This window comes from Olleya sp. Hel_I_94 (assembly GCF_007827365.1).
In the GTDB taxonomy this organism is placed as follows: Bacteria; Bacteroidota; Bacteroidia; order Flavobacteriales; family Flavobacteriaceae; genus Olleya.
Map to the genome: position 1 here is coordinate 372,844 of NZ_VISI01000001.1, position 25,522 is coordinate 398,365.

At 35.3% G+C, this 25,522-nt stretch carries 26 protein-coding genes; 9 read left to right on the forward strand and 17 right to left on the reverse strand.

Annotated elements, in window-relative coordinates:
* Positions 1 to 7: 7 nt before the first annotated feature.
* The 17 genes from JM82_RS01800 to JM82_RS01875 form a co-directional block, all read right to left on the reverse strand.
* Positions 8 to 2,266 carry a heavy metal translocating P-type ATPase gene (locus tag JM82_RS01800; RefSeq protein WP_145000697.1) on the reverse strand — a complete coding sequence of 753 codons (2,259 nt, stop codon included), beginning with the start codon at positions 2,264 to 2,266 and terminating at the stop codon, positions 8 to 10.
* Positions 2,267 to 2,376: 110 nt separating this feature from the next.
* The gene (locus JM82_RS01805) at positions 2,377 to 2,943 is read right to left on the reverse strand and encodes a helix-turn-helix domain-containing protein (protein WP_145000699.1); all 567 of its coding nucleotides are present in this window, start codon (positions 2,941 to 2,943) and stop codon (positions 2,377 to 2,379) included.
* Between the two features lie 12 nt (positions 2,944 to 2,955).
* Positions 2,956 to 3,132, reverse strand: a complete 177-nt coding sequence (locus JM82_RS16280) for a hypothetical protein (RefSeq protein WP_186439168.1) — start codon at positions 3,130 to 3,132, stop codon at positions 2,956 to 2,958.
* Between the two features lie 71 nt (positions 3,133 to 3,203).
* Positions 3,204 to 5,006: an efflux RND transporter periplasmic adaptor subunit gene (locus JM82_RS01810; protein ID WP_145000701.1), complete on the reverse strand. Its 1,803-nt coding sequence runs from the start codon at positions 5,004 to 5,006 to the stop codon at positions 3,204 to 3,206.
* Positions 5,007 to 5,017: 11 nt separating this feature from the next.
* Positions 5,018 to 5,506: a DUF305 domain-containing protein gene (locus tag JM82_RS01815; protein WP_145000703.1), complete on the reverse strand. Its 489-nt coding sequence runs from the start codon at positions 5,504 to 5,506 to the stop codon at positions 5,018 to 5,020.
* A gap of 16 nt (positions 5,507 to 5,522) precedes the next feature.
* Positions 5,523 to 6,227 (reverse strand): PepSY domain-containing protein, encoded by a 705-nt coding sequence (locus JM82_RS01820; protein ID WP_145000705.1) that lies wholly within the window; start codon positions 6,225 to 6,227, stop codon positions 5,523 to 5,525.
* A gap of 1 nt (position 6,228) precedes the next feature.
* Positions 6,229 to 6,819 carry a DUF2911 domain-containing protein gene (locus tag JM82_RS01825; RefSeq protein ID WP_145000707.1) on the reverse strand — a complete coding sequence of 197 codons (591 nt, stop codon included), beginning with the start codon at positions 6,817 to 6,819 and terminating at the stop codon, positions 6,229 to 6,231.
* Between the two features lie 6 nt (positions 6,820 to 6,825).
* On the reverse strand, positions 6,826 to 7,308 hold the full coding sequence (locus tag JM82_RS01830; RefSeq protein WP_145000708.1) for a YybH family protein: 483 nt from the start codon (positions 7,306 to 7,308) through the stop codon (positions 6,826 to 6,828).
* Positions 7,309 to 7,327: 19 nt separating this feature from the next.
* A complete protein-coding gene (locus JM82_RS01835; RefSeq protein WP_394330317.1) occupies positions 7,328 to 7,876 on the reverse strand; it encodes a potassium channel family protein in 549 nt (182 codons plus the stop codon).
* Between the two features lie 563 nt (positions 7,877 to 8,439).
* Positions 8,440 to 9,000, reverse strand: coding sequence for a DUF3347 domain-containing protein (locus tag JM82_RS01840; RefSeq protein ID WP_047418842.1), 561 nt, complete (start codon positions 8,998 to 9,000; stop codon positions 8,440 to 8,442).
* 23 nt (positions 9,001 to 9,023) lie between these two features.
* Complete coding sequence (locus JM82_RS01845; protein WP_070237425.1) at positions 9,024 to 9,476, reverse strand: heme-binding domain-containing protein; 453 nt, start codon at positions 9,474 to 9,476, stop codon at positions 9,024 to 9,026.
* On the reverse strand, positions 9,477 to 10,079 hold the full coding sequence (locus JM82_RS01850; protein WP_145000710.1) for a DUF3347 domain-containing protein: 603 nt from the start codon (positions 10,077 to 10,079) through the stop codon (positions 9,477 to 9,479).
* 28 nt (positions 10,080 to 10,107) lie between these two features.
* On the reverse strand, positions 10,108 to 12,759 hold the full coding sequence (locus JM82_RS01855) for a multicopper oxidase domain-containing protein (RefSeq protein WP_145000712.1): 2,652 nt from the start codon (positions 12,757 to 12,759) through the stop codon (positions 10,108 to 10,110).
* Between the two features lie 59 nt (positions 12,760 to 12,818).
* Positions 12,819 to 13,253 carry a hypothetical protein gene (locus JM82_RS01860; protein ID WP_145000714.1) on the reverse strand — a complete coding sequence of 145 codons (435 nt, stop codon included), beginning with the start codon at positions 13,251 to 13,253 and terminating at the stop codon, positions 12,819 to 12,821.
* Positions 13,254 to 13,255: 2 nt separating this feature from the next.
* Positions 13,256 to 14,476: a TolC family protein gene (locus JM82_RS01865; RefSeq protein WP_145000716.1), complete on the reverse strand. Its 1,221-nt coding sequence runs from the start codon at positions 14,474 to 14,476 to the stop codon at positions 13,256 to 13,258.
* On the reverse strand, positions 14,473 to 18,225 hold the full coding sequence (locus tag JM82_RS01870) for an efflux RND transporter permease subunit (RefSeq protein ID WP_145000718.1): 3,753 nt from the start codon (positions 18,223 to 18,225) through the stop codon (positions 14,473 to 14,475). Before JM82_RS01870 ends, JM82_RS01865 begins: the two co-directional genes overlap by 4 nt.
* Positions 18,226 to 18,332: 107 nt before the next feature.
* Positions 18,333 to 18,749 carry an HYC_CC_PP family protein gene (locus JM82_RS01875; protein WP_145000720.1) on the reverse strand — a complete coding sequence of 139 codons (417 nt, stop codon included), beginning with the start codon at positions 18,747 to 18,749 and terminating at the stop codon, positions 18,333 to 18,335.
* 228 nt (positions 18,750 to 18,977) lie between these two features.
* Here JM82_RS01875 and JM82_RS01880 point away from each other — a divergent pair, with 228 nt between their 5' ends.
* The 9 genes from JM82_RS01880 (at position 18,978) to JM82_RS01920 (ending at position 25,517) form a co-directional block, all read left to right on the forward strand.
* On the forward strand, positions 18,978 to 21,206 hold the full coding sequence (locus JM82_RS01880) for a TonB-dependent receptor family protein (RefSeq protein WP_145000722.1): 2,229 nt from the start codon (positions 18,978 to 18,980) through the stop codon (positions 21,204 to 21,206).
* Positions 21,207 to 21,299: 93 nt separating this feature from the next.
* Entirely contained in the window at positions 21,300 to 21,998 is a 699-nt protein-coding gene (gene rpiA / locus JM82_RS01885) for a ribose 5-phosphate isomerase A (RefSeq protein ID WP_145000724.1), read from the forward strand.
* A 297-nt stretch (positions 21,999 to 22,295) separates the two neighbouring features.
* Entirely contained in the window at positions 22,296 to 22,718 is a 423-nt protein-coding gene (locus JM82_RS01890) for an HYC_CC_PP family protein (RefSeq protein WP_145000726.1), read from the forward strand.
* Positions 22,719 to 22,889: 171 nt separating this feature from the next.
* Complete coding sequence (locus JM82_RS01895) at positions 22,890 to 23,471, forward strand: helix-turn-helix domain-containing protein (protein ID WP_145000728.1); 582 nt, start codon at positions 22,890 to 22,892, stop codon at positions 23,469 to 23,471.
* 70 nt (positions 23,472 to 23,541) lie between these two features.
* Positions 23,542 to 24,144 carry a WG repeat-containing protein gene (locus JM82_RS01900; protein ID WP_145000730.1) on the forward strand — a complete coding sequence of 201 codons (603 nt, stop codon included), beginning with the start codon at positions 23,542 to 23,544 and terminating at the stop codon, positions 24,142 to 24,144.
* Between the two features lie 159 nt (positions 24,145 to 24,303).
* Complete coding sequence (locus JM82_RS01905) at positions 24,304 to 24,765, forward strand: hypothetical protein (RefSeq protein ID WP_145000732.1); 462 nt, start codon at positions 24,304 to 24,306, stop codon at positions 24,763 to 24,765.
* A gap of 25 nt (positions 24,766 to 24,790) precedes the next feature.
* Positions 24,791 to 25,048, forward strand: coding sequence for a hypothetical protein (locus JM82_RS01910; RefSeq protein ID WP_145000734.1), 258 nt, complete (start codon positions 24,791 to 24,793; stop codon positions 25,046 to 25,048).
* A gap of 12 nt (positions 25,049 to 25,060) precedes the next feature.
* The gene (locus JM82_RS01915) at positions 25,061 to 25,279 is read left to right on the forward strand and encodes a heavy-metal-associated domain-containing protein (protein WP_034886844.1); all 219 of its coding nucleotides are present in this window, start codon (positions 25,061 to 25,063) and stop codon (positions 25,277 to 25,279) included.
* Positions 25,280 to 25,298: 19 nt separating this feature from the next.
* Complete coding sequence (locus JM82_RS01920) at positions 25,299 to 25,517, forward strand: SHOCT domain-containing protein (RefSeq protein WP_145000736.1); 219 nt, start codon at positions 25,299 to 25,301, stop codon at positions 25,515 to 25,517.
* Positions 25,518 to 25,522 lie beyond the last annotated feature (5 nt).

Genomic DNA, 25,522 nt, shown 5'->3' on the forward strand with positions numbered 1-25,522 from the left:
ATTAATATTAAAGTTTTACTCGTTTAAGTCTTAAGCTATTTAAGACCACAGATACGCTACTGAAAGCCATTGCCATTCCAGCAATCATTGGGTCTAATAAAAAACCATTTACGGGATACAAAACACCTGCTGCAATTGGAATACCAATGATATTATAAATGAATGCCCAAAATAGATTCTGACGTATACCCAAAACCGTTCTTTTTGATAGTTCCAACGCTTTTGGTATGGATTGTAAATCTGATGTTATCAATGTCATCTTCGCAACGTCCATTGCTATGTCAGAGCCTTTACCCATTGCGATACTCACATTAGCCTGTGCCAAAGCGTGTGAATCATTAATGCCATCGCCAACCATAGCTACTATCTTACCATCAGCTTGTAACTTTTCAACAAAAGCTGCTTTCTCTGAAGGCATTACTTCTCCTTGGTAATTTATTATTCCTACTTGTTTTGCGACAGCGGATGCGGTTTTATTATTATCTCCAGTAAGCATATAAACCTCAATACCTCTTTCTTGAAGCGTTTCTATAGCTTTTTTTGAAGTTTCTTTAATCTTGTCTGCAATAGCGAGTATCGCCAGCACTTGTTTTTCATTGCCAAGGAAAATGACTGTTTTTGCTTGCTCTTCGAGGCTTTCTGCAGTTTGCATTAAGGAAGCGTCAATTTGAATATTTTTCTCAAGCATTAGTTTATGGTTTCCAACATAGTATTGTGAACCATTTTCTGTTTGAGCTTTCACACCTTTACCTGTAATACTTTCAAAAGAAACAATTTCAGCTTTTTCAATATTTTCATCTTTTAAGTGGTTGACTAAAGCTTCCGCCAAAGGATGTTCTGATTGCGCTTCAATCGCCAAAAGAACTTGCTTGTATTCATTATTATTTTCAAGTTTATCATTCCAAAGTATATCAGTTACTAAAGGTTTACCTTCCGTAACTGTACCTGTTTTATCAAGAATAACAGCGTTCACTTTATGACCGAGCTCTAAACTTTCAGCATCTTTTATAAGAATATAATTTTCAGCGCCTTTGCCAATACCAACCATAATAGCAGTAGGTGTTGCTAATCCTAATGCACAAGGACAAGCGATAACCAAGACAGCTACCGAAGTTAATAAGGCTTGTGAAAATGCATTATCACCACCAATTAATATCCAAACGACGAAAGTAACGATAGATATACTCAACACAACAGGAACAAATATTCCAGCAATTTTGTCTACCAGTTTTTGCACAGGTGCTTTACTACCCTGCGCTTCCTGAACCATTTTAATGATTTGGGATAGCAAGGTTTCTCCACCTACTTTTTCGGCTGTAAAATGAAAACTTCCTTTTTGGTTAACTGTGCCTGCAAAGACTTTTTCATCCTTTGATTTTTCTACAGGAACTGGTTCTCCCGTAATCATACTTTCATCTACATACGAGCTGCCTTTTGAAACTTCGCCATCTACAGGAATCTTTTCTCCCGGACGCACCAAAATAGTTTGACCTACTTGCACAGCCGAAATGGGAATTTCCTTCTCTTCACCATTCTCTATAATCTTTAAGGTTTTAGGCTGTAGCCCCATCAATTTTTTAATAGCAGAAGAGGTATTTGACTTTGCCTTTTCTTCCAATAGTTTTCCCAAGGAAATAAAAGTTATAATTACTGTTGCCGCCTCATAATAAACGTGAGGCTCGATACCTTGACTTAGCCAGAATTCTGGAAAAAAGGTATTGAATACACTAAAGATAAAAGCGATTCCGGTACTCAAGGCTACCAAAGTATCCATATTAGCCTTACCGTATTTAGCTTGCTTATAAGCATTGATAAAAAAACTACGACCAAACCAAAATAGAACAGGAATAGATAGTGCCAACGATATCCATTTCCCAGGTTCCCATTGCATAAAAAACATTCCTAACACAAAAATAGGAAGTGTAAGAATTGCCGACCAGATGGTACGGCTCTTTATATCTTGGTAGTGCTTTTGTTGAAGTTCTTGTTGTACTTCAGAAGGATTTTCTGCATCTATGATAATATCATAACCTACCTCACGAAGTGCGTTTTGAAGTTGATTAGGACTCAACTCTTTGTCGTATTCGACAAGAACAGAACTATTGGCAAAGTTTACGCTGGCATCAAATACTCCTGATGTGTGTTTTAAGACAGATTCAACGCTGGATGCACAAGATGCACAGGTCATTCCCGTAACAGGAAATGATTCTTTTATACTCTCTTTACGGTTCTTTTCTTTGGTTGCAAATACGTTAATTGTCTCCATAATCCTATTCTTATTTGTAGACTACAAATTTCAGAATTAAAGGACTTTAGTATGTTACGTTTTAGGCTGAATGATTTGTAGAATTTGCTTGTGTATTATGATTTTAGTAGTTAAATTTCATCCAAAGATTTTCGGTTCTTATTGGTGCTTTTTTTGAATTTTGTAGGCGTCATTCCCGTAACTTTTTTAAATTGATTACTTAGATAGGCGACACTACTATAGTCAAGTTTAAAAGCTATCTGACTCAATGTTAATTCATCATAGATTATTAATTCTTTTACACGCTCAATCTTCTGATTGATGATATATTGTTCAAGCGTAATACTTTCAACAGATGAGAACAGTGAACCAAGATATTTATAATCGAGATGTAGGTTTTGACTTATATATTCTCCCCATTTTATATGTAATTCCCCTGAAGAATGATGAATTTTATCTACGACCAAAGTCTTCATTTGTTCAATAAGCTGACTTTTACGATTGTCTATTAAACTAAACCCTGAGTTTAGAAGTGATTGGGACAGACCTGATTTTGTTTTAGAATCTAATGTAGAAAGTAATTTGACCTCTCCCAATTTGATAGAAGTGTAGCGTATTTTCTGTTGGTCTAAAATATGTGATACCGCAGATATACATCTTGGGCATACCATATTTTTTATGTAAATAGTCTTATTCATATCTTATCTACTTTAAAAAAGTGTCCACCCTGCTTTACTTAGAGAATAATAAACCGCCGCTATAGCAGCAACTGCAAAAATTAATATCATTGCAATTAATGCTATAACTTTATCTTTATTTGAAATATCACTTTTGGGTTTATATTTCTCTTTTTGAATTTTCCTTCTATTTCTTCTGCTTTCACTCATTATCTTTTTTCTCTTTTAAAGCTATAATGCTTTAAAAAACAATCAAACTACTTTCAAATTCTAAATTGCATTTATTCTATTGTGGCTTTTACTTCACCACATTTTAACATTGCTTCACCATAATACGGGTTGCGAATTTCTTCTTCTAAACTCAACCAATATGCACCTTTGTTATTGTCTGCCATTGGGCAAAACTCACTGTATACTTTTTGATTAATTCCAAAAAGCTTGACACCACTTGTCATATGTGAAGAAAGATGCTTAAAATGTCCTCTTTGCTCTGCTATATCTGAATTGTTTTCAATTCCATTAGCAGACGTTTTTAATTCCTTTTGAATAGTCATCCAATGGTTATGCGCTTTCTCGTCCTTAAGCAGCTTCATATCTACTTTTGCTAAATTCTTTCCTATGCTTTTTGCAGCTGTTTGTGCATCATTACTGTTATCATTTATCAAAGCATCTTTTAGAAGGATATAATCATTAAAAACCTGTTTTAACTGATTCTGAAATTTGTTTGAAACTTCAATCCTTTCTTTCATTTGAGAATGGTTGGCTTCATTTGTATTTTCTCCAGAATTATCTTCTTGCATTCCCAAATGCCCTTCGTGGCCTGTCATTGTTTTACCACCAGATGCATTCATCATACTTTTTTTTCCCTGTAATTGTGCAGCGGCATCTACGGTAAACGTTCCGTTAGTTACGACTTCATCTCCATTCTTTAAACCTTCAAGAATGGTATAACTATCGCCATTGGCATTGCCCAATAAAACTTCCCTCATTTCGAAAATAGCTTCATTAGGGTTTGTTTTGACATAGACTACAGAGCGTTCTCCCGTCCACATAACAGCGGTTGACGGTACGGAAACGGTATTCTCGGTGCTTGTTTGCGTACCCTCAATTATACCTTCCACAAACATTCCCGGTTTAAAGAGGTCTTTCTTATTTTGCAAGACCGCTCTTACAACCACCGTTCTAGTTGCAGAATTTAATAAGGGGTCGATGAATGAGACTTTTGCATCAAAAACCTCATTGCGATAAGCATTTGTGGTCACTTTAATAGTTTGCCCTTCTTTTAGGGATGCAATTTGATTTTCATAAGCATCAAATTCTGCCCATACTGTATTGAGATTTGCAATTTTGTATAAGGGTTGTCCTTGCTTTAGATAATCTCCTTCTTCTACCATTTTCATTGTTACCGTTCCTGAAACGGTTGCAAAAACCGGAAAGTTTTCTTGCACTTTCCCAGCAGTTTCTATGGCGTTGATTTGCTTTTCGGAAAGTTTCCAAAGTTTAAGTTTGTTCCTAACAGCCTTATACAATTCTGGTTGCGATTCTTTTAATGATGAAGCAGTAAGCAGTTCTTGCTGTGCCGCAACCAATTCTGGCGAATAAATAGTTGCCAAGCGTTGTCCTGCTCCAACACGTTCTCCTGTAGAATTAACGTACAGTTTTTCTATTCTTCCTCCAAAATATGTGACCTGTACGGCATTTGACTCTTCGTTGGCTTTAATCTTACCAGATAACTTAAGGGAATTATTTCCCATTTGTCCTTTTCCTACAAGTGATGTTTGGATATTGGCCAGAGCCATTGCGTTATCGGTCATTTTTATTTCATTGGCATTGAGGCCATCTGCACCAGATTCGGCTGGAATTAAATCCATTCCACAAATGGGACAATCCCCAGGTTCTGGTTGCATAATCTGTGGATGCATAGAACACGTCCACATTTGATTAGAAGCAATTTCTTCTGAATGGTCGTGGGTGTCTTTCGCATTATTTGTTGCCTTGTCCGCAGAACCTCCACCGAATAGTAGAAAGCCGCCTAACAGGCCAACAATCAAGGCAACACTTATATAAATGATGTTTTTATTCATTTTAATTTTATTTATTTGTTATTTTCCAATCTTTTAATCATTGCTTTCATTTCAGCTATTTCCTTTTTTTGAGCCTCAATAATATCTTCTGCCAATTTTTTAACCTCTGGGTCTTGAATGTCCGCTCTTTCACTAGTCAAAATAGCAATCGAGTGGTGTGGTATCATTGCTTTCATCCACAATACATCTCCTACCGTCGACTTCTGATCACGTACCAATCCTAATGCACCAACAAATAGCACAATACTACCCAAAACAATGGCTATATTCTTCTTTTTGCTTTGATACATATTTCGCATCGCCACAAACATTATAATGGCCATGGCAGCAATACCCAAGCAACTCATATAAAAACGTGTAAGGCTAAAATAGACGTGATCTATTTGATAAGTGTTCAAGTACATTGTAATGTACATTGCTATAAATGATACAGCGAGCATCAATAAAAATTTTGTGTAATTTCCTTTTTTCATTTCTTCGTTTTGTTTTTGTGTATTCATTTGTTAATGGTTTTAATTATTTTCTTTTTTTTATTTTTCTAACAGTAGGCGAACTTGTGAACCAAAGTAAAAACCCACTGAGTACTGTTATTAATCCTAAAAGGGAAAAAGCCCTTAAAACTATTGTGTTAAAATTATCGCGTCCTTGATAATCCATGGTATGTGTCATCCATAAGAAGTCGAACCAACGCCAATCTCGATGACGAACTGTTTGAAAAGCTCCGTTTTTAATCGCCACATAAGCCTTAAGATTTTCATCAGTTTTATATGAAATTTCATAAGCCGGCAAAGGTCTTCCTCGGTACTCATGATGATCACCTACAGTTTCAATCCTTCGTATTTGTTCAAATTTTAAATCCGACAACATATAGCGCTCAGCTACTTTTATGGCTTCCTGTTCTGTGAGTTCGTCTTTCTTTACACCTGTAAGCGCATTATAAAGGGTTGTTTCATTAATCCAATAGTAAGGTGTATCTGCTATTTCAAGAAGCTCTAGTGATCTAATAGGCTCTTTTAAACCTAATTGAGAACTTCCCAATAAATCAGCAAATGCAGCTTGTTCAGGATTTTCTTTTTTGAAATGGTCACCGTGAATCTCATCAATATCCGTCCAACTAAAGTACATTCCGCTAATAGTCCACATCAAAAATTGGACGCCTAAAAAGAGGCCCAAATAGCGATGCGCTTTTCTAATTTTTATTGCTGTCTTTCTTTTTACCATTTTAATTTACTTCAAATGGAAATTCAACAACGACCTTTTCCCAACTCAAACTCATTGTGCCTGATACATCGGAAGTCTTTATTATCTTATATTCTAAATGTTCCTGAACTTCTTGGGAAATTTTAGGTGTTACTTTAAATTGCAATACATCATCTTTCTCGTCGTATTCATCCTTTCCGTGTTGATCCCAATTTGAATTAAACATTATGGTCCATTTATCTTTTGATGGAATAGTAAAAAACCCATATTTACCTGCTGGTAAAACTTTACCATCAATGGTTAAATCCTTATTGGTTTCTAACCAAGTTGCATTATGTGCGCCAGCCTGCCACACCTGATCGTAAGCCAACAATCCGCCAAAAATGATTCTCTTTCTAACGCCCGGTGATGAATAATCAATATGAATATGAGCATCACCTATCATTGCCATAGTTGAAGTATGTGGGCTCAAAGGTTTCTTTTTATCTGGTTGTGCAAAAGTTTCTGAAGCTTTTTCATCAACAACTACCTCTTTGGTTTCTTTCACTTCTTGTTTGCAAGAGACGATTTGAAAAACGATTAGTAATACAGAAAGGTGGATATATTTTCTCATTAGATTTTACTTTTTATTTCTTGATGAAGAATGTGTTTTAATAATTTTCCATTTACCATCCATCTTTTTTAAGATTGACGTAGCTACTCCTTTTTTCTTTATGGTTCGAGAATCACCCTTATCGTCTGGATTTAAGACGATGGTATAGACGTAGGTTTCTGTGGTAAATGCATAGGGCGCATCAACCTGTACATCGATTTCGTAATCAGAAAATGTGAAGCTTTTAAAGTGTCCCAATTCTGGACCTAAATGATGCTCTATATAATGCGCATAAGAACCTTCTACACCTCCGGATTCAAACACCTTGGAATCTTCTGTGAACAATTCAAATGTTCCCTCGGTCGTTAGATTTTGTAATGCATCTTTGTATGATTTCATTACGGCAATAACGTCTTGCCTATCTGCTATATCCTTACTATTCTGTGCATTGGTAAAATTGACCGTGGCAATGAGAACAGTTACTAGTGTAATTAATTTGAATGCTTTCATAGTTATAGTTTTAAAAGGGTTATTTGTTAACGTGAATTCTATTAATGTTTGCAATACCAAATACCAATACCAAAAAGCTCAAGAAAACTTCCATCATTACCAATAGTTTACCTGCAATATTCAATGGTACAATATCTCCGAAGCCAACCGATGAAAAAGTAATTAAGCTGAAATATAAAAACTCAAAAAACTGTAATGAAAATGAGCCATTGAGCGCTGTACTCGATTTAAAATTTTCAGGGTTCAAAGTATATAAAGCGTGATAATCTGCTGAAAACGAAAGGACAATCAAAATAATCAATACCCCAAATAAAGTAAGAACGTGGGTTAGCTGATGACTTTCGCCTATTATTTTACTTAACTGTATAAAAGTGAGCCTTACGATAAAAATGGTTTTGACCAAAGCCAAACCAACAATTATAAAGGGTAGAAATTGGCTGGCGGAATCTACACCTACCCATAGTATATAACTTAACGATAGAGCAATCACTATACTTGCAGTAAGCAATACCTTTTTAAACAGTTGCTTGTAAAAGCCAATTCTTTCAGATTTTTCTATTGTGTTCACTTTAGTCATTTTCAATTTATTTCCTTAACTAAATAATTGAAGCGCCAAAGCACCACCAACTATTAAGATTAGTATGGTATATATTATGTAATTGAACCATTTTCTAACTACAGACTTTTCAGTTGTATTTTGACACCCGTCTTTGCAACACTCTTTCATTGTTATATCTTCCTTTGTTATACGCAAAATCCTTTAAATAATACTTGAAGATGAGAGGCAACCTTTATTAACCAATAAACCAACCAAATGTTTACCCCTCACAATCAAGTACTCTTCACTAAACTTCTCTTCATCATAATTTTTTTTATGCCTGACATAGGAAGAGAGATGTTATTATTTTAGGGATATATTCTCTCTCCCTTGTGCAGGCTGCTATTAACCAAATCAACTTTTCTTTTCAAAATTAATTGTGCCTGACTAGGGAAGGAACTAACACTAACCATCAACATTGTTTTCCTTCCCAGGACAGGACTTAAAAACTATTCAGATATCTTTATCATTTTACAACCTTCTGTTAACTAATAAACCAGAACATTGAAAATATTTTTTAAACAAAGGATTATCTATTGAATAGTCTTTTGAACTTTTCCGCATTTAAGCATTCTACTGCCGTAATATGGATTTTTCACTTCTTTACTTGTACTCAACCACGCACTACCCTTATCATACATTGGGCAAAATTGCTCGTATAACGTGCTTTTCGTACCCGTAATAGCTACCATATCAGTAATATCCTTACTTAACGTTTTAAAGTGCTCGCGTTGGTGGTCTATCGCACTTTCAGAAATATGTTCTGCGTGCTCGGTAGCATCTTCTATGATATCGGCCAGCTCTTTTTGTTGTTCTTTTGTATAACTACCCATATCAAATGCTTTAAGAGTGGCTACCAATTTTGTTCCTGCTTGTGCTGCCTTTTTTGTGTCGTCCGCAACTAAAGCATCTTTTAAATTAAAGTAATCACTTAAAATAGCTTCTGCTTTTGCGTCACTATTTTTATTCATCATTTTGCTATGGTCCATTTTCATATCTCCGTGATCGTGGTTCATTTTTTCTTTTTCCTGTGCATTGGTAAAAGAAACTGCTAACAATAGCATTGCTGCAATACTCATTTTTAAATTTTTCATTTTAATTACTTTTAAATTATTGTTTATAAACTATCTTTTAATTGTGTGATAAAATTGATTAACTCTTCTGCTTCAGCTTCTGTAAATGTTGCCTCACTATGTATCAAAGTGTAAGAATCCAAAGGCATTTCGTCATTTTCAATCTGCTTGATAATAGACCTTAACTTACTTGCTTTTCTTCGGCTGGATAATGAATCCCATTCGTTGAAATTAAGTTCAGCTTTGCCTTCTTTAATATGGTCTTCCAAAAACCAAGCAACAGGTTGAATCTTATTATACCAAGGGTATTGAGTATTATTGCTGTGGCAATCATAGCAGGATACCTGTAATTTTTTTTGAATAGTTTCTGGTACATTATTGACCAGCATAAAATCAGTTGACGGTACAGTATCACTCTGATTGCGTGTAGTGGGAATAAATTGAATTCCCACGAACGCTACCAGTAGTATTATTGCTATAATCTTTACAATTTTCATTTAGTTAATTTCTTTTTGCACCTTACCACATTTCAGCATTTTACTTCCGTAGTAAGGGTTTCTTACTTCTTCACTCATACTTAACCAATTACTCCCGCCATCGTACATTGGACAAAATTGTTGGTATAGCGTGTTTTCTGTTCCTGTGATTGCAACCATATCGGTTACATCCTTACTCAAGATTTTAAAATGCTCTCTCTGGTGGTCTATATCACTTTCAGAAATATGCTCTGCGTGCTCCACCGCATCTTCAATAATGTCTTTTAGATCAGCTTTTTGAGCGTCTGTATAATTTGAAACATTAAGATTACCGAAGCTTTTTGCAAGAGTAGCACCAAGTTCTTTTGCCTTAGCATTATCATCAGATACTAAAGCATCTTTGAGGTTGAAATAGTCATTTAAAATGACTTGAGATGCACCATTTCCATTCATTGCCATTTTCTTGCTTTCTTCATCGTGATGTCCATCGCTGTTATTATGGTTCATTTCTGAATGATTACCATCTGAGTTATTTTGTTCCTTTTTTGCGTCTTTGCAAGACACCGCTGTTAAGGTTATAAATGCTATCGCAACTATACCTAGTGTTGATTTTAGTTTTTTCATTTTTATTTATTTTAGGTTATTAAATTATTTAAAATCTTACTGATAATCCTCCGCCAGTACCAAAACGGTTATCGTAACTCGCCATAAGTGAAAAGTTTCTTGAGAGCATATATTCAGCTCCTGTACTCCAAACTGTTTCTGAAGTGAAGTCTTTATTCATTGGTATATTATCCACAAAACCTAAATCTATTTGATATTCATAATAACCGAATACAGACAGTTTAGGGAATATCATTATACTTCGTCCTACACCAATTCTTGGTCTTAATTTATTATCAACGCGTACATCTAAATTGAATAAGTAAGGCGTTAAATAACGAACACCAACAACTGCTGTTGTACTAAATTTCTCTAAGCTATCACGTGTTTCATTCTCAATATTAATACCACCGAAAACCCTTAGATAATCGTGTAAATAGCGTTCATAAGTTATTTCACCTTCCATATTCTGGTTCCACCCATATTCAAAAGATGCGTTAAATTGATTTCTAATATTAGAGGTCATTAAATTAAAACCAGTAGTGTGCGACGCCGCATCTACCAATCCCCAAGAGTACCATTTGTTAGTTTCTTCAATAATTTTAGAAGCTGGAAATTCATCCATTCTTGGATCTCTTGGTGTATCATAGGACACTACTCTTGCCATACCACCCATCATATGATATAAAATATGGCAATGGAAAAACCAGTCTCCAGCCTCATCACCATTATTCCCATAAAATTCTATGGTCATTTTTTGCATTGGTGGTACATTTACCGTGTGCTTTAATGGTGAGTATTCTCCATTTTCATTAAGTACCCTAAAGAAGTGACCGTGCAAGTGCATTGGGTGGTGCATCATCGTCAGGTTATTGAATGTAATGCGCGTTACTTCCTTATTATTTATTTTGATATTATCCGCCTCTGACAATGGTACACCATTCATACTCCAGATATAACGATTCATATTTCCTGTAAGATTTAATAATATTTCTTTTACAGGAATATTTTTATCATAGTTTGTTTTTTCAGGCGACTTCAAATAATCATAATTATACTCGGAAAACATATCCATTCCTTCCATCTTCATTCCTGGCATAGTATTCTCTTTTTTCATATTCATTCCAGACATTGTTTTGTCTTTCTTCATATCCATTCCTACCATATTAGAATGGTCCATCTTGCCCATTGCTGTAGTATCTTTTGGTTTCTTCATATCCATGCCTGACATTTTTGAATGATCCATCTTCATACCTTCCATTTTAGAATGGTCCATTGACATAGAGTCTTTAGACATCTCCATATTCATTCCAGACATTGTTTTGTCTTTCTTCATATCCATTCCAGACATTTTTGAATGATCCATCTTCATACCTTCCATTTTAGAATTATCCATTGGCATAGAATCTTTAGGCTTCTCCATATTCATTCCAGACATTGTTTTGTCTTTCTTCATATCCATTCCTGCCATTTTAGAATGGTCCATTTTCATACCTTTCATTTTAGAATGATCCATTTTCATCTCTCCATCCATTTTCATTCCTTCCATTTTATCCATCTGCATCCCGTATTCCTCTTTCATCTCAAAACGCTCATCCTTACCTGGCTGAAATTTTAAGGCGTGTGCACCCATTTTCATATCCATTTTAGCCATTTTCTGCATCATCCCGATTTTATCTGGTCGAGCAACATCCATTGCAGGTAAAATTGGACCATTACCTATAAAAGCAGAGGCTGTACCAGAACCATCTTGTGCAGTAATTCTAAATTCCATCTTACCCTCTTGTGGAACTGTGACAATAAAATCATACGTTTCTGCTACTCCTATAAATGTTTTATTTCTTTCAACAGGAACCACATCTAATCCATCTGAAGAAACCAGTACAGGCGTTTTCCCACCAAAAGTCATCCAAAAAGAGGTAGAAGCTCCTCCATTAATCATTCTCAATCGAATTTTTTCACCAGGTTTAAATTCTGGGTACTCAATACTTTCCTCTCCATTAATTAAAAATGCAGGATAGTATACATCTGCTATATCTGCACCTTCCATACGCTGTCTCCAAAAATCTAATTGTGCACCAAAAGCGCCACGTGCAATTACTTGGTTAAGTGGTGTAGCTGTTCCTTTTTTAATACCATACCATTCGTTGCCACGTTTTAAATTACGCAGTACATTCATTGGCTTTTCATTTGTCCAGTCAGATAAGACCAACACCAATTCTTTGTCATAATCCAACACTTTTTCTTTAGGCTGAATAACAATGGAACCGTATACGCCGCTTTGTTCTTGTAACATTGTATGCGAGTGATACCAATATGTTCCAGATTGCTTTACGGGAAATTCGTATTTCTGTGTATGGCCGGGTTCTATAGGTGGTGTATTTAAGTAAGGAACACCATCGTAAAAATTTGGTAATAAAAGTCCGTGCCAATGCACAGAGGTTTCTACACTCATTTCATTTTTTACGTAAATAACTGCATACTCTCCTTCGGTAAACTCCAAAGTTGGACCAGGAATTGTTCCGTTAACGGTCATTCCCATAACGTCTTTTCCTGCTTTGTTTACTATAGCTTCACGTAAGGTTATGGTATGTTCTCTTACTGGAAGGTTGTTTATATTTCCTTCCGCTACTTGCACTTCTTGTGCAAAAATGCCCGTAGTTAATGTAAGTAAGAATAATACTATTAGTTTTGTTTTCATTTTTGTTTTCATTTTTTTAAATCAACCTTTTTAAGATAGTATTTTTTGTTTTTTTACCTTTAATGAGATTCTTTATACTTGCTGTAATTTTCTTCTGACTCAAAATAAGCTACTTCACCTTCTTTTTTCATTAAAACAATATAAGCTTCTGTTTTATCAACTTTTTTATTACTATAAGGATCTGTACCTGTTCTAGCAGTTTCCTCGTTATTTAATTTACCTACACACATTTGGCAGCAACCGTAGTAGGTCTTACCATTAACAGGTACTGGTATTTGAGGTTTTCCCATATAGGCATTGTTTACCATACAAACTAAATCGTTTGGTACTTTGGCACCTACTTCGTACTCTTGTTGTGTTTCTTGAATTGTCTCCTTTTGTAGTGTCACTACAGCTGTTTCTTTTTCTTTATTCTGTTTCGTTTTTGAATTACAAGCTGTTAAGCTAAAGGTTACTAATAATAGTAATACGAATGGTTTTGCTAATTTTTTCATTTTTATTTATTTATTAAATAGTTTATCAAGGCAGACTTTAAATAATAGCCTTTTGTAGATTCGATTAAATTGATTTGAAACCTTAATTGCAATTCTTGTACATCGAGCACATCATTAAAATCTATGGTACCGGTCTCATAATTTTTAATTAGAATTCCTTCGGCATCATTAGCCTGCTTTAAATTATCTGTCTGTACATTAAACTTTATTCTCATTGTATTTCTATTATAAATAGCTTGTGCAAGACGTGTTTCAAGGTTATTGAGCCTCTCTTCTTTCTGTGATTTTATTTCCAATTGTTTCAATTCATTTTGCTTTGTCACTGACTTATATTTATTATTGAAAATGGGGATTGAAATAGAAACCATAGGCATCACAATGTCTTTACCATTATCGGAAAAATTCATATCTGGACGTTCTGATACAGGCACATAGTCCAAACCAAAACCGATATTGGGCGCACTCTCTTTTTGGTTTAATAATTCGGCTTCTTCGATAGATTCATATAATTTATCGTATTTAATAAGTTCTGGGTTAAGCTGTAGATTGTCAGTCAAAATAAACACATCTTCTTCGGGAATTATCATCTGCTTTACGACCTCTACGGCAATATTTTCATCACGATTCAAAAGATTATTAAAGAGCGCTTGCTCCGCCAAATAATCTTGTTCCAGCACTTCTTTCTGTTGAATCAACTCGTTCTGTCTTATCTGAAGGCGAAGTACATCAACCGCTGATGCCTTTCCCACTTCTACAGAGGTTAATGCAAGGCGTTCATAGGTTTCCAAAAGTTCTATATTCTCATCCAGAATACCCTGTTTTGCACTTATGGCATAGAGTTTATAATAGGATTGGGATACTGATAACGAAAGTTTTCTTTTTGCAATCGCTATATCAACAAATTGGGCTTCGGCCATTGATGAAGCATAGTTTTCCCTTGCTGATATGGTTCCAAACCAAGGCAACATTTGTTTTACTGAAAAACGTGCACGTTGCGCCCCTGTACGGGTTTCTGGTTCGCTCACAAAGTAGCCTACGCCAATCTCTGTGTTTGGTAACCAATCAGCTTCATTTACCTTTTCTTCCGCTATGTTGTAGCGCAATTCAAAAGCTTGAATTTCTGGATTATTCTTTTCAGCTTCCTGAATATAGGATGCTAAATCTTGTGCATTTACTTCCGCGAAAGCGAAAAAAACAAGTACTATTAAAATTATATATCTCATTTTTTAGCTCGTTTTAATTGAAATTCTTTCTTCCAGCTAAATAGCACTGGTAACAAGAAATAAGAGGTAATATCGATAATCATCCCACCAAAAATTGGGATGGCCATAGGTATCATTATATCACTTCCTTTTCCTGTAGAAGTGAGTATGGGTAATAGTGCCAGAATGGTAGTTACGGTTGTCATTAAACAAGGGCGTATTCTCTTGCCAGCAGCTTCAAGGGTTACCAGTCGAATTCCTTTTTTATCCTCTGGATTTTCCCTGTCAAAAGACTGTGTGAGATAGGTTGCCATTACCACCCCATCATCTGTAGCAATACCGAAAAGAGCAATAAAACCTACCCAAACCGCCACACTTAAATTGATAGTTTTCATATTGAACAGGTCTCGCATATTTTCCCCGAAAAGATTAAAATTGAAGAACCAATCTTGGCCGTATAACCAAATCATAATGAAACCACCAGCAAAGGCTATAGTAATTCCTGAAAATACCATAAGCGATGTGCTGACTGATTTGAACTGGAAATATAGAATCAAGAAAATAATAAGAAGTGCGAGTGGCACTACAACAGAAAGTGTTTTCTCCGCTCGTAATTGATTTTCGTAGGTACCTGTAAATTTATAACTGATTCCTTTAGGAACGATTAACTCGCCAGCCTCAATTTTCTTTTTAAACAAGGCCTGCGCATTTTCAACTACATCTACCTCGGCAAAACCATCGAGCTTGTCAAAAAGTACATAACCGATTAAGAATGTGTCTTCACTTTTAATTACTTGCGGACCTTGTTCATAACGAATATCCACCAACTCGCCTAATGGAACCGGACTTCCTTTTTCCACAGGTACATAAATATTTTTAAGGTCTTCTGGGTTACCACGCAACTCTCTTGGGTAGCGAACACGAACACCATAACGCTCACGACCTTCTACGGTTTGGGTAAGTGGCATACCGCCTACGGCTACTTGAAGTACTTCTTGAACATCCATAATTGAAATTCCGTATCGCGCCAATTGCTCTCTTTTTATATCAATTAACAAATAAGGTTTACCTACAATACGGTCTGCAAAAACAGCTTGTTCTTTTACACCTTCGGCTTGTTTCAAAAGACCTTCCAATTGCAGGCCAAAGGCTTCAATAGTTTTTAAATCAGGCCCTTTCACTTTGATGCCCATAGGTGCTCGCATTCCAGTCTGAAGCATTACCAATCTTGTCTCGATAGGTTGTAGTTTCGGTGCAGAGGTAACTCCAGGAAATTTAGTGACCTTAACTATTTCATTCCATATATCATCAGGACTGACTATTTCTGGTCTCCAGTTACGGTAGTATTCCCCATCATCATCTGGAATTAAATCTTCATTAGTTGCGTTTGTTTTAAGTTGAGATGCTTCGTAGTTTGCATCGTCACTGATTTCGTTATTTGGGTTGATGATAAATTTTTCATTTTTCAATACAAACAATCCATCATCATTCATTTTATAACGTTGGCGCTCTCCAGATTCATTCCGCATATATTCAGATTTATACTGAATCATATTTTCATACATTGATAACGGTGCTGGGTCGAGCGCAGATTCTGTTCTACCAGATTTTCCTACTACCGTTTCTATTTCTGGAATCGTAGCAACCGCCATATCGAGTTGTTGCAGTACGCGCTTGTTTTCTTCTACACCTGAGTGCGGTAAAGAAGTAGGCATTAAAAGAAATGAACCTTCGTTGAGCGATGGCATAAATTCTTTCCCTGTGTTACGCATTATAAGCACTCCTAAAATAAACACCGTTGTTGGAATGATTAAAAACAGCAGTCGGTTTTGAAGTGCCCAGCGCAATATATTGTCATAATATCGTTGGAAAATTGAAAACACACCGAGTAATCCAAAGCAGATAATCGCTACAAAAATCAAGTTCATTAAAATACTACGGTCAAAACCAAGCGGTCGCCAGTATTCAGCCAGTAAGAATACAATTGCAATACAGGAAATGATGATGTGAAATAAATTAGCTCTTTTTGTTGTAATAATATCTCTTACACTCAGTAGCGCAACAACTCCATACCCTATTAAGATAAGCCCTAACCAATAGCCGTAAACAATGGCAGTGATGCCAAGAATAATAAGCAAACCATTAAGAATGTATTTAGAACGTTCCCTAATATTTGTTTTTCTGAATAGGAAAGCGGCAAAAGGTGGTATCAAGAAAAGTGCAATAACTAAGGCCGCAGAAAGCGCCATTGTTTTAGTGAATGCTAGCGGTCTGAATAGTTTTCCTTCAGCACCTATTAATGTAAATACTGGTATGAAGCTTATAATAGTTGTGAGAACCGCTGTTAAAATAGCTCCTGAAACCTCGGCAGTAGCATTATAGACAATTTCATCATTAGTGTATTCGATTCCGCTTTCGCGAAAGCGTAATTTTTCATCTTCCAAATGCCGAATCATATTTTCGGCAAGTATGACACCTACATCTACCATCGTACCAATGGCAATAGCAATACCAGAAAGTGCAACAATGTTTGCATCTACATTGAATAGCTTCATCGCAATGAACACCATTAACACGGCAACAGGCAATAATCCTGAGATTAAGATGGATGCACGCAGGTTGAACACCATTACTATAATGACCAGAATGGTAATTAAGATTTCAAGCGTAAGAGCTTCATTTAGGGTATGAAGTGTTTCTTGAATAAGTTCTGTACGGTCATAAAATGGAACAATGGTTACTTGTGATGTGCGACCGTCTGCTAAGACTTTGCTTGGTAATCCGGATGAGAGTTCCGCTATTTGGTCTTTCACATTATTAATTACTTCCATTGGGTTTGCACCGTAACGAGCCACAACGACACCACCCACAACTTCAGCTCCTTCTTTGTCTAATATACCACGTCTGGTTTGTGGTCCTAAATTTACTTTTGCGATATCCTTGATTCGTATAGAAGTAAAATTTTCTGAAGTAACTACTGCATTTTCAATATCAGCTACAGATTTTACATAACCCAAACCACGAACTAAATATTCTGCTTGATTTATTTCTAAGGTCTGCGCCCCAATATCTTGGTTGCTTTCCTTTACTGCTTTTACAACATCGCTTAAACCAATACTGTATTGGCGCATTTTTTCAGGGTCAACATCAACTTGGTATTCCTGCACATAACCGCCAATAGAGGCAACTTCTGAAACACCACTTGCCGAGGACAATCCGTATTTTACATAGTAATCTTGAATACTACGCAGCTCCTGTAAATCCCAGCCGCCAGTTACATTTCCTTTTTCATCACGCCCTTCTAATGTGTACCAATATATTTGACCTAAACCTGTGGCATCGGGTCCTAAAGATGGATTTACGCCACCTGGTAATAGGTTGGCTGGCAGTGAATTTAGTTTCTCTAAAATCCGACTACGTGACCAATAGAATTCAATATCTTCTTCAAAGATGATATAGATACTAGAAAACCCAAACATAGAGGAACTACGAATGGTCTTTACACCAGGTATGCCCAGTAATGAAGTAGTTAAAGGGTAGGTAATCTGGTCTTCAATATCTTGCGGTGAGCGACCTTGCCACTGGGTAAAAACAATTTGTTGATTTTCCCCAATATCTGGAATAGCATCTACTGCGACAGGATTAGATGGTAAAAAACCAGTGTCCCAACCAAAAGGCGCGTTTACAACGCCCCAACCTATAAATAGGGTGAGCATTAAAACTGTAACGAGTTTGTTCTCAATTAGAAATTTGATGCTTTTATTTAGCATAGAAATGATTATTAAGTAATTATTATAAATCTTGTTTAAGAAATGAAAAACAAGCAGAAATGTCCTAAACAAATTAATGCAGGACTACAGTTCTAATTACTTAAAAATCAAATAAGGAAGGTTTGGTCTAAAACTTGAATATCCCTGACCAAGGGAGGAGGTGTATAATCTCTAAATGAATTTAAATCTTCTTGAGATTCGAAAAACAAATTTATATAGGTGTGGATAAAAGCAGCAACAAATAGTTGTTGGTCTTTATCCAATTTTTCGAACGACGTTTTTAAAGTATCTTGACCTTCAACAATCACTTGTTCATCACTACAACAATCTTTTTTGGAGATATCACACTCTGATGAATTCGATTGCTGTTGAACTTCCATACCGCAGGTTTCAGCGTGACCGAATAAAGAAGTATCCACTAAAGTATCGCCACAGTAATGACTATCAACAGTAAAAGATACTGTTGATAACAGCACTAAAAGTGCCATAAAAAATGATGATATTTTAAAGAAAATCTCTTTCATTAATATTTGCAAAGGTATTAAATTTTTAGCAGAATTTCTTTATTTAACAAAAAATTAAAATTGCACTTGAGGATTTGTACTGCATTTAATCCATTACAAATTATAAATTATTGAGTCTAAATTGCTTAAATCTTATTATTAAGAATTATTTTAAATAATATTTGTTTAATTGAAAAAGACCACTAAATTTGTTCTTTATTTATATTCATTCTAAATAATTTAAAGCAAATGCGAATTCTCTTTATTCTAATACTTATCTTGCAATTCCCAAATATATGGGCACAAACTAATCCCCAAAAAAAAGATACTATCCAACAAAAAACGGAACAGTTAAAAGAGGTTGTAGTCTCAGGAAATACTATACTAGGTAGTAGGTTTGAGGTTAAAAACAAAACGGGTTCTGCAAGCTATATTTCCGAAGAAGACTTAAAAAAATTCTCTTATACTAACATCAACAGGGTATTACAAACAGTTCCAGGAATTAACATTTATGAAGAAGATGGTTTCGGATTACGCCCAAATATAAGTTTGCGAGGCACATCGCCTGAGCGTAGTGCAAAAATCAATTTAATGGAAGATGGTGTGCTCATTGCCCCTGCACCTTATAGCGCACCTGCCGCCTATTATTTTCCTACCATTGGTCGTATGCAGGCCGTAGAAGTTTTAAAAGGAAGTAGTCAAATTCAATACGGACCCAATACCACTGGTGGCGCCATAAATATGATATCTTCCCAAATTCCAAACAAATTCTCTGGAAGGGCTTCCATTGCTGCAGGAAATTACGATTCAAGAAGTACTCAATTAACAATTGGTGATAGCTATAAAAATTTTGGATTTGTAACGGATTATTTTAATTATAATTCTGATGGTTTTAAAAATCTTGACGGTGGTGGCAATACAGGATTTGACAAATCTGATTATTTGGCCAAGTTTAGGGTTAACTCAAATTTAGACGCAAAAACGTATCAGTCATTAACGTTTAAAATTCAGTATTCCGAAGAAGAGGCAAACGAAACTTACTTAGGTTTGACAGATGAAGATTTTCAAGAAAATACCTTTAGAAGGTACAGAGCTTCTTCAGAGGATGTAATGAATGCCGAGCATCAACAATACCAACTTACCCATTTTATCCGATTATCATCATCATTAGACATAAGCACTACCGGTTACTTGAATAAATTCAAACGTAATTGGTACAAATTGGATGATGTAAATTTAGGCGAAAGAGTGAGCATTAGTAATATCCTTTCATCGCCACAGAATTTCCCATTAGAATACCAAACCATTTTAGGAAACGAAAACACCCAAGAAGATGTTATGGGCGTAAAGGCAAACAACAGAGCATACACTTCAAATGGTGTTCAATCCATTGCCAAATTACGATGGGGCTCTGATTGGTTACAAACTTTAGAAGCCGGAATACGCTACCACGAGGATGATGAAGACAGATTTCAATGGGTGGACAGGTATGCATTCTTGAACAATGAATTAATACGTACGACCGTAGGCGAAAAAGGGTCTGACGCTAACCGCATAAGTGGTGCAAAAGCTCTCGCTGCACACCTCTTATACACCATAATAGTTGAGAACCTGACCCTAACACCTGGCTTACGCTATGAGAATATAACTCTAACCCAAATGGACTATGGCACCAATGACCCTTCCAGGACTGGTCAAGATTTATCCATTCGCGAAAACAAGGTAAACGTATGGATTCCTGGTTTAGGCGCAAACTACAGATTTAGTAACGATTTTTCAGTTTTTGGTGGTGTACACAAAGGGTTTTCCCCACCAAGCAATACACCAGGGCAAAATGCTGAAGAAAGTATTAATTACGAAGTAGGAACCCGATTTAGCGTTAAAGGGCTACAAGGGGAACTTGTTGGGTTCTACAATGACTATCAAAACCTACTGGGAAGTGATTTGGCTGCTACAGGTGGTACGGGAAGTCTTGACCAGTTTAATGCAGGTGAAGTGCGCGTAAGCGGTATTGAATTTTTACTGAATTACAACCTATTATATAATAAGTCAGAAAAATTTAAACTTCCTGTGTCGGTTTCCTATACCCTCACGGATACCGAATTTCTGACCAGTTTCGATAGCAACGAGGATATTTATGGAGTGGTGACCAAAGGGGATGAAATACCATACATCGCAAAAAATCAATTAAATGCAACTTTTGGGCTAGAGCATAAGAAATTTGAAGTAAACCTAAATTCACGATATACTGGAGCATTTAGAACTAAAGCTGGTTCAGGATCTATTCCTGAAAATTTTAAAGTGGATTCTAACTTCATAGTTGACTTATCTGCTCGATATTTTCTTAATGAAAATTTTACGCTATCAACAAACATCATAAACCTATTTAATACAAAATATGCTGTATCTCGTGTGCCAGCAGGCTTACGTCCTGGCCATCCTTTTGGGATAAATTTTTCTGTTGCGTATGGGTTTTAGGAAAATATACTAAAGATGACAAAAGACACAATTTTATTGAATAGACCTTACCTTTGGGATTGTTAAATTAATAATAATCAAAGTTTTATTAAAATGATCTGGAAGAATAACATAAGTGAAAATTTTAACTGGGGGCAAGAAATATCAAATATAGACCAAAAAGAGATAGTTGCAAAGAAAATCTCAAAATTGGTTCAAGACAGTCAAACCATAGGTATAGGCTCGGGCTCTACAGCATTTTTAGCCTTGAAGCATATTGCTCAAAAAGTAAAAGAAGAGCAATTGACAATAAAAGTTATTCCCACTTCTTATGAGATAGAATTAGCGTGCACATATTTGGGTCTCACACTAACAACACTTCAGCAAGAGAGACCAGATTGGTACTTTGATGGTGCTGATGAAGTGGATGTAGACAACAATTTAATAAAGGGACGTGGTGGTGCTATGTTTAGGGAAAAATTGTTATTAATGTCGAGCAATAAAAATTATATTATTGTAGACAAATCAAAGATGGTCACTCATTTAGGAGAAAAGTTTAAAGTACCAATAGAAGTAATCCCTGAGGCAATAAACTATGTACGCCATTCACTAGTTAAAATGGATATAGTAACAATGGATTTAAGAATGGCCACAAAAAAAGATGGTCCTGTAATAACAGAAAATGGAAATTTTATTCTTGACGTAAAATTTAAAAAAATAGAAAGGACATTTGAAAAAAATATAAAGAATATCGTTGGAGTTATTGCGTCTGGATTATTTCAAAATTATGACATCTCAATTATTACACCTTAATCAAATTTTAGTCCTAATTAAAAATACTTTAAAATCGAAAACATTTTATTATCATATTACACCAATCCTAAATTTATTTTAGAGACAACAAGGTTTGGAATGAGTTCAGTAAAAATTAAATTTTCTGTAGCAATCAAGTAATCTATAAAAGATGACAAATATCATATTCCTGTTGAACCTTTAAAATTATCTTCGCATTAATTAATTATGCTTCCAATTGATAATAAGCTTATTAAGTATCATCATTTAATCTATGAAAAACCTTTAATGTTGGACAAAATTTATTAATTTTATAGAGTGAAATTTTTTTTTACCAAAATACTGTCCTTTTTTTTAGCAGTTTTTATACTGTTTTCTACTTCTTCTTTCACGGTGGATATGCACTTTTGCTGTAATAAATTGGTGGATATGGCTTTTTTTAGTAAGGCAGAATCTTGTATGGAGACAGCGCAAAAAAAAGATTCAAATTCCAAGCAATGTACTTCCATACAAGAGAAGGATTGTTGCGATAATCAGACCATTGTAAAAGAAGAAGATGACACCTTTAAGAAGTCCAATACAATTTTAGAGATTGAGACTTTAGTTTTCTTAAATACTTTTTTTAATACCTATATTAATCTGTTCGAGGGGCTAGAAGAAAACGTCATTTCTTTTAAAACCTATAGGCCGCCTTTATTATCTACAGATATTATAATTCTCAACGAGACCTTCTTAATTTGATTTTCTACATCGCAGATTGACTTTAATCTGCATTACCTCTATAGCCAAAGTTTCACTTCTGGCTAACATTTGTTGTACTCTATTCCCAACAATACCATACACCATTAACCCTGTTAGGTCTTAACCTTTCAAACCATTGAGTTAAAACTCAATGACAATACATTATATACTATGAGCAAACCAAAAGAATTTTGGATTAAGAATATGGTCTGTAATCGCTGCTTAAAAGTAATTATGCAGGAGTTACAGGAACTTGAAGTAACCGTAATTTCATTGGAATTGGGAAGGCTGTTGGTAGAAGCACCAAATAAAACAGACAATGAAATTATCAATGCAGTAACAACCGTACTTCACGCCAATGATTTTGAAATAGTGCAGAACGAAGAAGAAATGCTCGTAGAAAGAATCAAGATTATTCTAATTGAACAATTGCAAGAGCTACCATTACATATCAAAGTAAACACATCTGAACTATTGGCATCAAGCCTTCATAGGGAATACAAGACATTGAGTAAATTATTTTCAGCAAATCAACAGACAACCATTGAAAAGTACTTTATCAAATTAAAAATAGAGAAAGTTAAAGAGCTCATTCAACTCAAACAACATTCCTTTTCAGATATAGGGTACTTATTGGACTACAGCAGCGTCAACCATCTGTCTAGACAGTTCAAAGAAGTAATTGGAGTGAGTATGACCGATTATAAAAATACTGAAAACTGGAAAAGAAATTTTTACGATGAAATTATGTAGATAACAACGAAAGTTATGCAGATAAACGCTTAAGGCAATCATTAATTTTATCAAAATAAATCAAACTAAAATGAAAAAACTACTCATCACATTAGTATTAATTCCCTTTCTAGGGATTACACAAACTATAGAAAATTTAGAGTACATCTCGCCTTTTAACAATGAAGTAGCTGCCATTAAAAAAGGGAACGAATGGGGGTTTATTGACCAAGACGGCAAAGTAATCATTGATTTTCGAAATGATTTGGTGCTAACCAAAACAGGAAATGCAACCTACCCCATATTCAGTAACGAAAAATGCTTGATTGCCCATCAAAAAGATGGCATACTGTATTATGGCTATATCGATAAAACTGGAAAAACTGTCATTACACCTCAATTCTTGAATGCGACCAATTTCGAATATGATAAGGCATTGGTACTAAAAGTTGAAAAAGAGACCATAGGCTATAATGACATTTTCAACAAAGACGTCGTTAGCTACCATTATTTTGAAGTAGTTATAAATAAACAAGGAAAAGCCATTGACCATCTAACTCAATTGGCCATTCACATATCGCCTAAAGATAAGGAGGATAAAAATCCACCTATCATAACCTCTAAATTGATTTCGGAAAATTTAGTGGCCATTAAAGAAAGCAACAAGAAATGGCGTTTAAAAAAAATTGAATAACAATGAAAAAGTTCCCGACAGAAATGAAATTAAAGAAGATTGAAAACCTTTTTAAATCTGACAGTTAATAGCTGATAACCCATTCCCTAAACTACGGTTTGTGGATTGTTGGGAATGGGTTTATAAAAATAAATGTTTAACTCAATAAAATAGAAAATTATGAAAACATTACTAATTGTTTTATCAACAATCGGGCTTTTAAGCTTAAGCAGTTGCAACCAAGGAGCAGATCCTCAAGCACTATTGGAAAATCCTGAAACTCGTACGGAGGTGTTTAATGCCGTTACCGAGAACCACGATTATATGACCGAGTTTATGGAAAGTATGCACGGCAGTCAACACACAATGGCAACGATGCAGGGCAACAAAAAAATGATGGGCTCTATGATGCAAGGAGAAGGAATGCAAATGATGATGAAGGACAGTACAATGATGAATATGATGATGAACCAAATGATGAATGACGGAAAAATGATGGGAACAATGATGAAAATGATGCACGAAAAAGGAATGATGAGCGAGGACTGTATGAAATCTTGCTCAAAGATGATGGGCGAAAAAGGAATGGATATGCAGAATATGAATAGTCAAAACAAACAGGATCATACCGAGCATCATTAATTTTTAACTTCTAAATACAAAAAAAATGAAAAAAAATCACTGGATTTGGATGGTCATAGGTTGTGGGCTACCACTATTGTTCATCTTTTTAGCGCCCTCATTTGGTATAGGAGGTGGTTCATCACTATTTATTTTCATCCTTTTTATGTTCGGCATCCATCTGTTTATGCCCCACGGTTCACACGGACACGGAAAGCACAATAATCATAAGCATCAGGATAGCGACCACAATCATTCTGAACAGGAAACAAAAGAAGAACACAAAGGACATCAACATCACTAAAAACTATATACAATGAAACAAAAATTTCAAATAAACGGAATTAGTTGTGGTGGATGTGTAGCAAGGGTCAAGAAAACTTTGGAAGAACATCCCAATATCGAAAAGGCAGAAATTTTTCTGGCACCAAAAGGAGCTACACGTATCACGATGAATGAAGCACTTTCGGTTGCCGACTTGCAAAAGCAACTCGATGAGCTCAATGGATATACAATCACAGAACTTAATCAATAACAATTAAAACCTAAAAACTATGCATTTATACGACGGACACTTTGGAGGAATGCACCTAATATGGTGGATTATATGGGTCATCTTACTTGCTTGGATATTCTTTATCCCAGCAGATATACCCTATCAAAAAACAATGAAGGACAGCCCACTGGATATTCTTAAAAAACGCTATGCAAAAGGCGAAATATCCAAGGAAGACTATGAAGAATCTAAAAGAATTTTAAACTCGGACAACTAATCTTA

Coding starts and splice junctions, on each gene's coding strand:
- JM82_RS01845 (WP_070237425.1), bottom strand. CDS start 9,476: ATGAAAATTGTAAAGATTATAGCAATAATACTACTGGTAGCGTTCGTG.
- JM82_RS01910 (WP_145000734.1), top strand. CDS start 24,791: ATGAAAAAAAATCACTGGATTTGGATGGTCATAGGTTGTGGGCTACCA.
- JM82_RS01840 (WP_047418842.1), bottom strand. CDS start 9,000: ATGAAAAATTTAAAAATGAGTATTGCAGCAATGCTATTGTTAGCAGTT.
- JM82_RS01870 (WP_145000718.1), bottom strand. CDS start 18,225: ATGCTAAATAAAAGCATCAAATTTCTAATTGAGAACAAACTCGTTACA.
- JM82_RS16280 (WP_186439168.1), bottom strand. CDS start 3,132: ATGAGTGAAAGCAGAAGAAATAGAAGGAAAATTCAAAAAGAGAAATAT.
- JM82_RS01920 (WP_145000736.1), top strand. CDS start 25,299: ATGCATTTATACGACGGACACTTTGGAGGAATGCACCTAATATGGTGG.
- JM82_RS01820 (WP_145000705.1), bottom strand. CDS start 6,227: ATGGTAAAAAGAAAGACAGCAATAAAAATTAGAAAAGCGCATCGCTAT.
- JM82_RS01855 (WP_145000712.1), bottom strand. CDS start 12,759: ATGAAAACAAAACTAATAGTATTATTCTTACTTACATTAACTACGGGC.
- JM82_RS01865 (WP_145000716.1), bottom strand. CDS start 14,476: ATGAGATATATAATTTTAATAGTACTTGTTTTTTTCGCTTTCGCGGAA.
- JM82_RS01915 (WP_034886844.1), top strand. CDS start 25,061: ATGAAACAAAAATTTCAAATAAACGGAATTAGTTGTGGTGGATGTGTA.
- JM82_RS01895 (WP_145000728.1), top strand. CDS start 22,890: ATGAGCAAACCAAAAGAATTTTGGATTAAGAATATGGTCTGTAATCGC.
- JM82_RS01830 (WP_145000708.1), bottom strand. CDS start 7,308: ATGAAAGCATTCAAATTAATTACACTAGTAACTGTTCTCATTGCCACG.
- JM82_RS01805 (WP_145000699.1), bottom strand. CDS start 2,943: ATGAATAAGACTATTTACATAAAAAATATGGTATGCCCAAGATGTATA.
- JM82_RS01815 (WP_145000703.1), bottom strand. CDS start 5,506: ATGAATACACAAAAACAAAACGAAGAAATGAAAAAAGGAAATTACACA.
- JM82_RS01905 (WP_145000732.1), top strand. CDS start 24,304: ATGAAAACATTACTAATTGTTTTATCAACAATCGGGCTTTTAAGCTTA.
- JM82_RS01900 (WP_145000730.1), top strand. CDS start 23,542: ATGAAAAAACTACTCATCACATTAGTATTAATTCCCTTTCTAGGGATT.
- JM82_RS01825 (WP_145000707.1), bottom strand. CDS start 6,819: ATGAGAAAATATATCCACCTTTCTGTATTACTAATCGTTTTTCAAATC.
- JM82_RS01880 (WP_145000722.1), top strand. CDS start 18,978: ATGCGAATTCTCTTTATTCTAATACTTATCTTGCAATTCCCAAATATA.
- JM82_RS01860 (WP_145000714.1), bottom strand. CDS start 13,253: ATGAAAAAATTAGCAAAACCATTCGTATTACTATTATTAGTAACCTTT.
- JM82_RS01800 (WP_145000697.1), bottom strand. CDS start 2,266: ATGGAGACAATTAACGTATTTGCAACCAAAGAAAAGAACCGTAAAGAG.
- JM82_RS01875 (WP_145000720.1), bottom strand. CDS start 18,749: ATGAAAGAGATTTTCTTTAAAATATCATCATTTTTTATGGCACTTTTA.
- JM82_RS01810 (WP_145000701.1), bottom strand. CDS start 5,006: ATGAATAAAAACATCATTTATATAAGTGTTGCCTTGATTGTTGGCCTG.
- rpiA (WP_145000724.1), top strand. CDS start 21,300: ATGATCTGGAAGAATAACATAAGTGAAAATTTTAACTGGGGGCAAGAA.
- JM82_RS01850 (WP_145000710.1), bottom strand. CDS start 10,079: ATGAAAAAACTAAAATCAACACTAGGTATAGTTGCGATAGCATTTATA.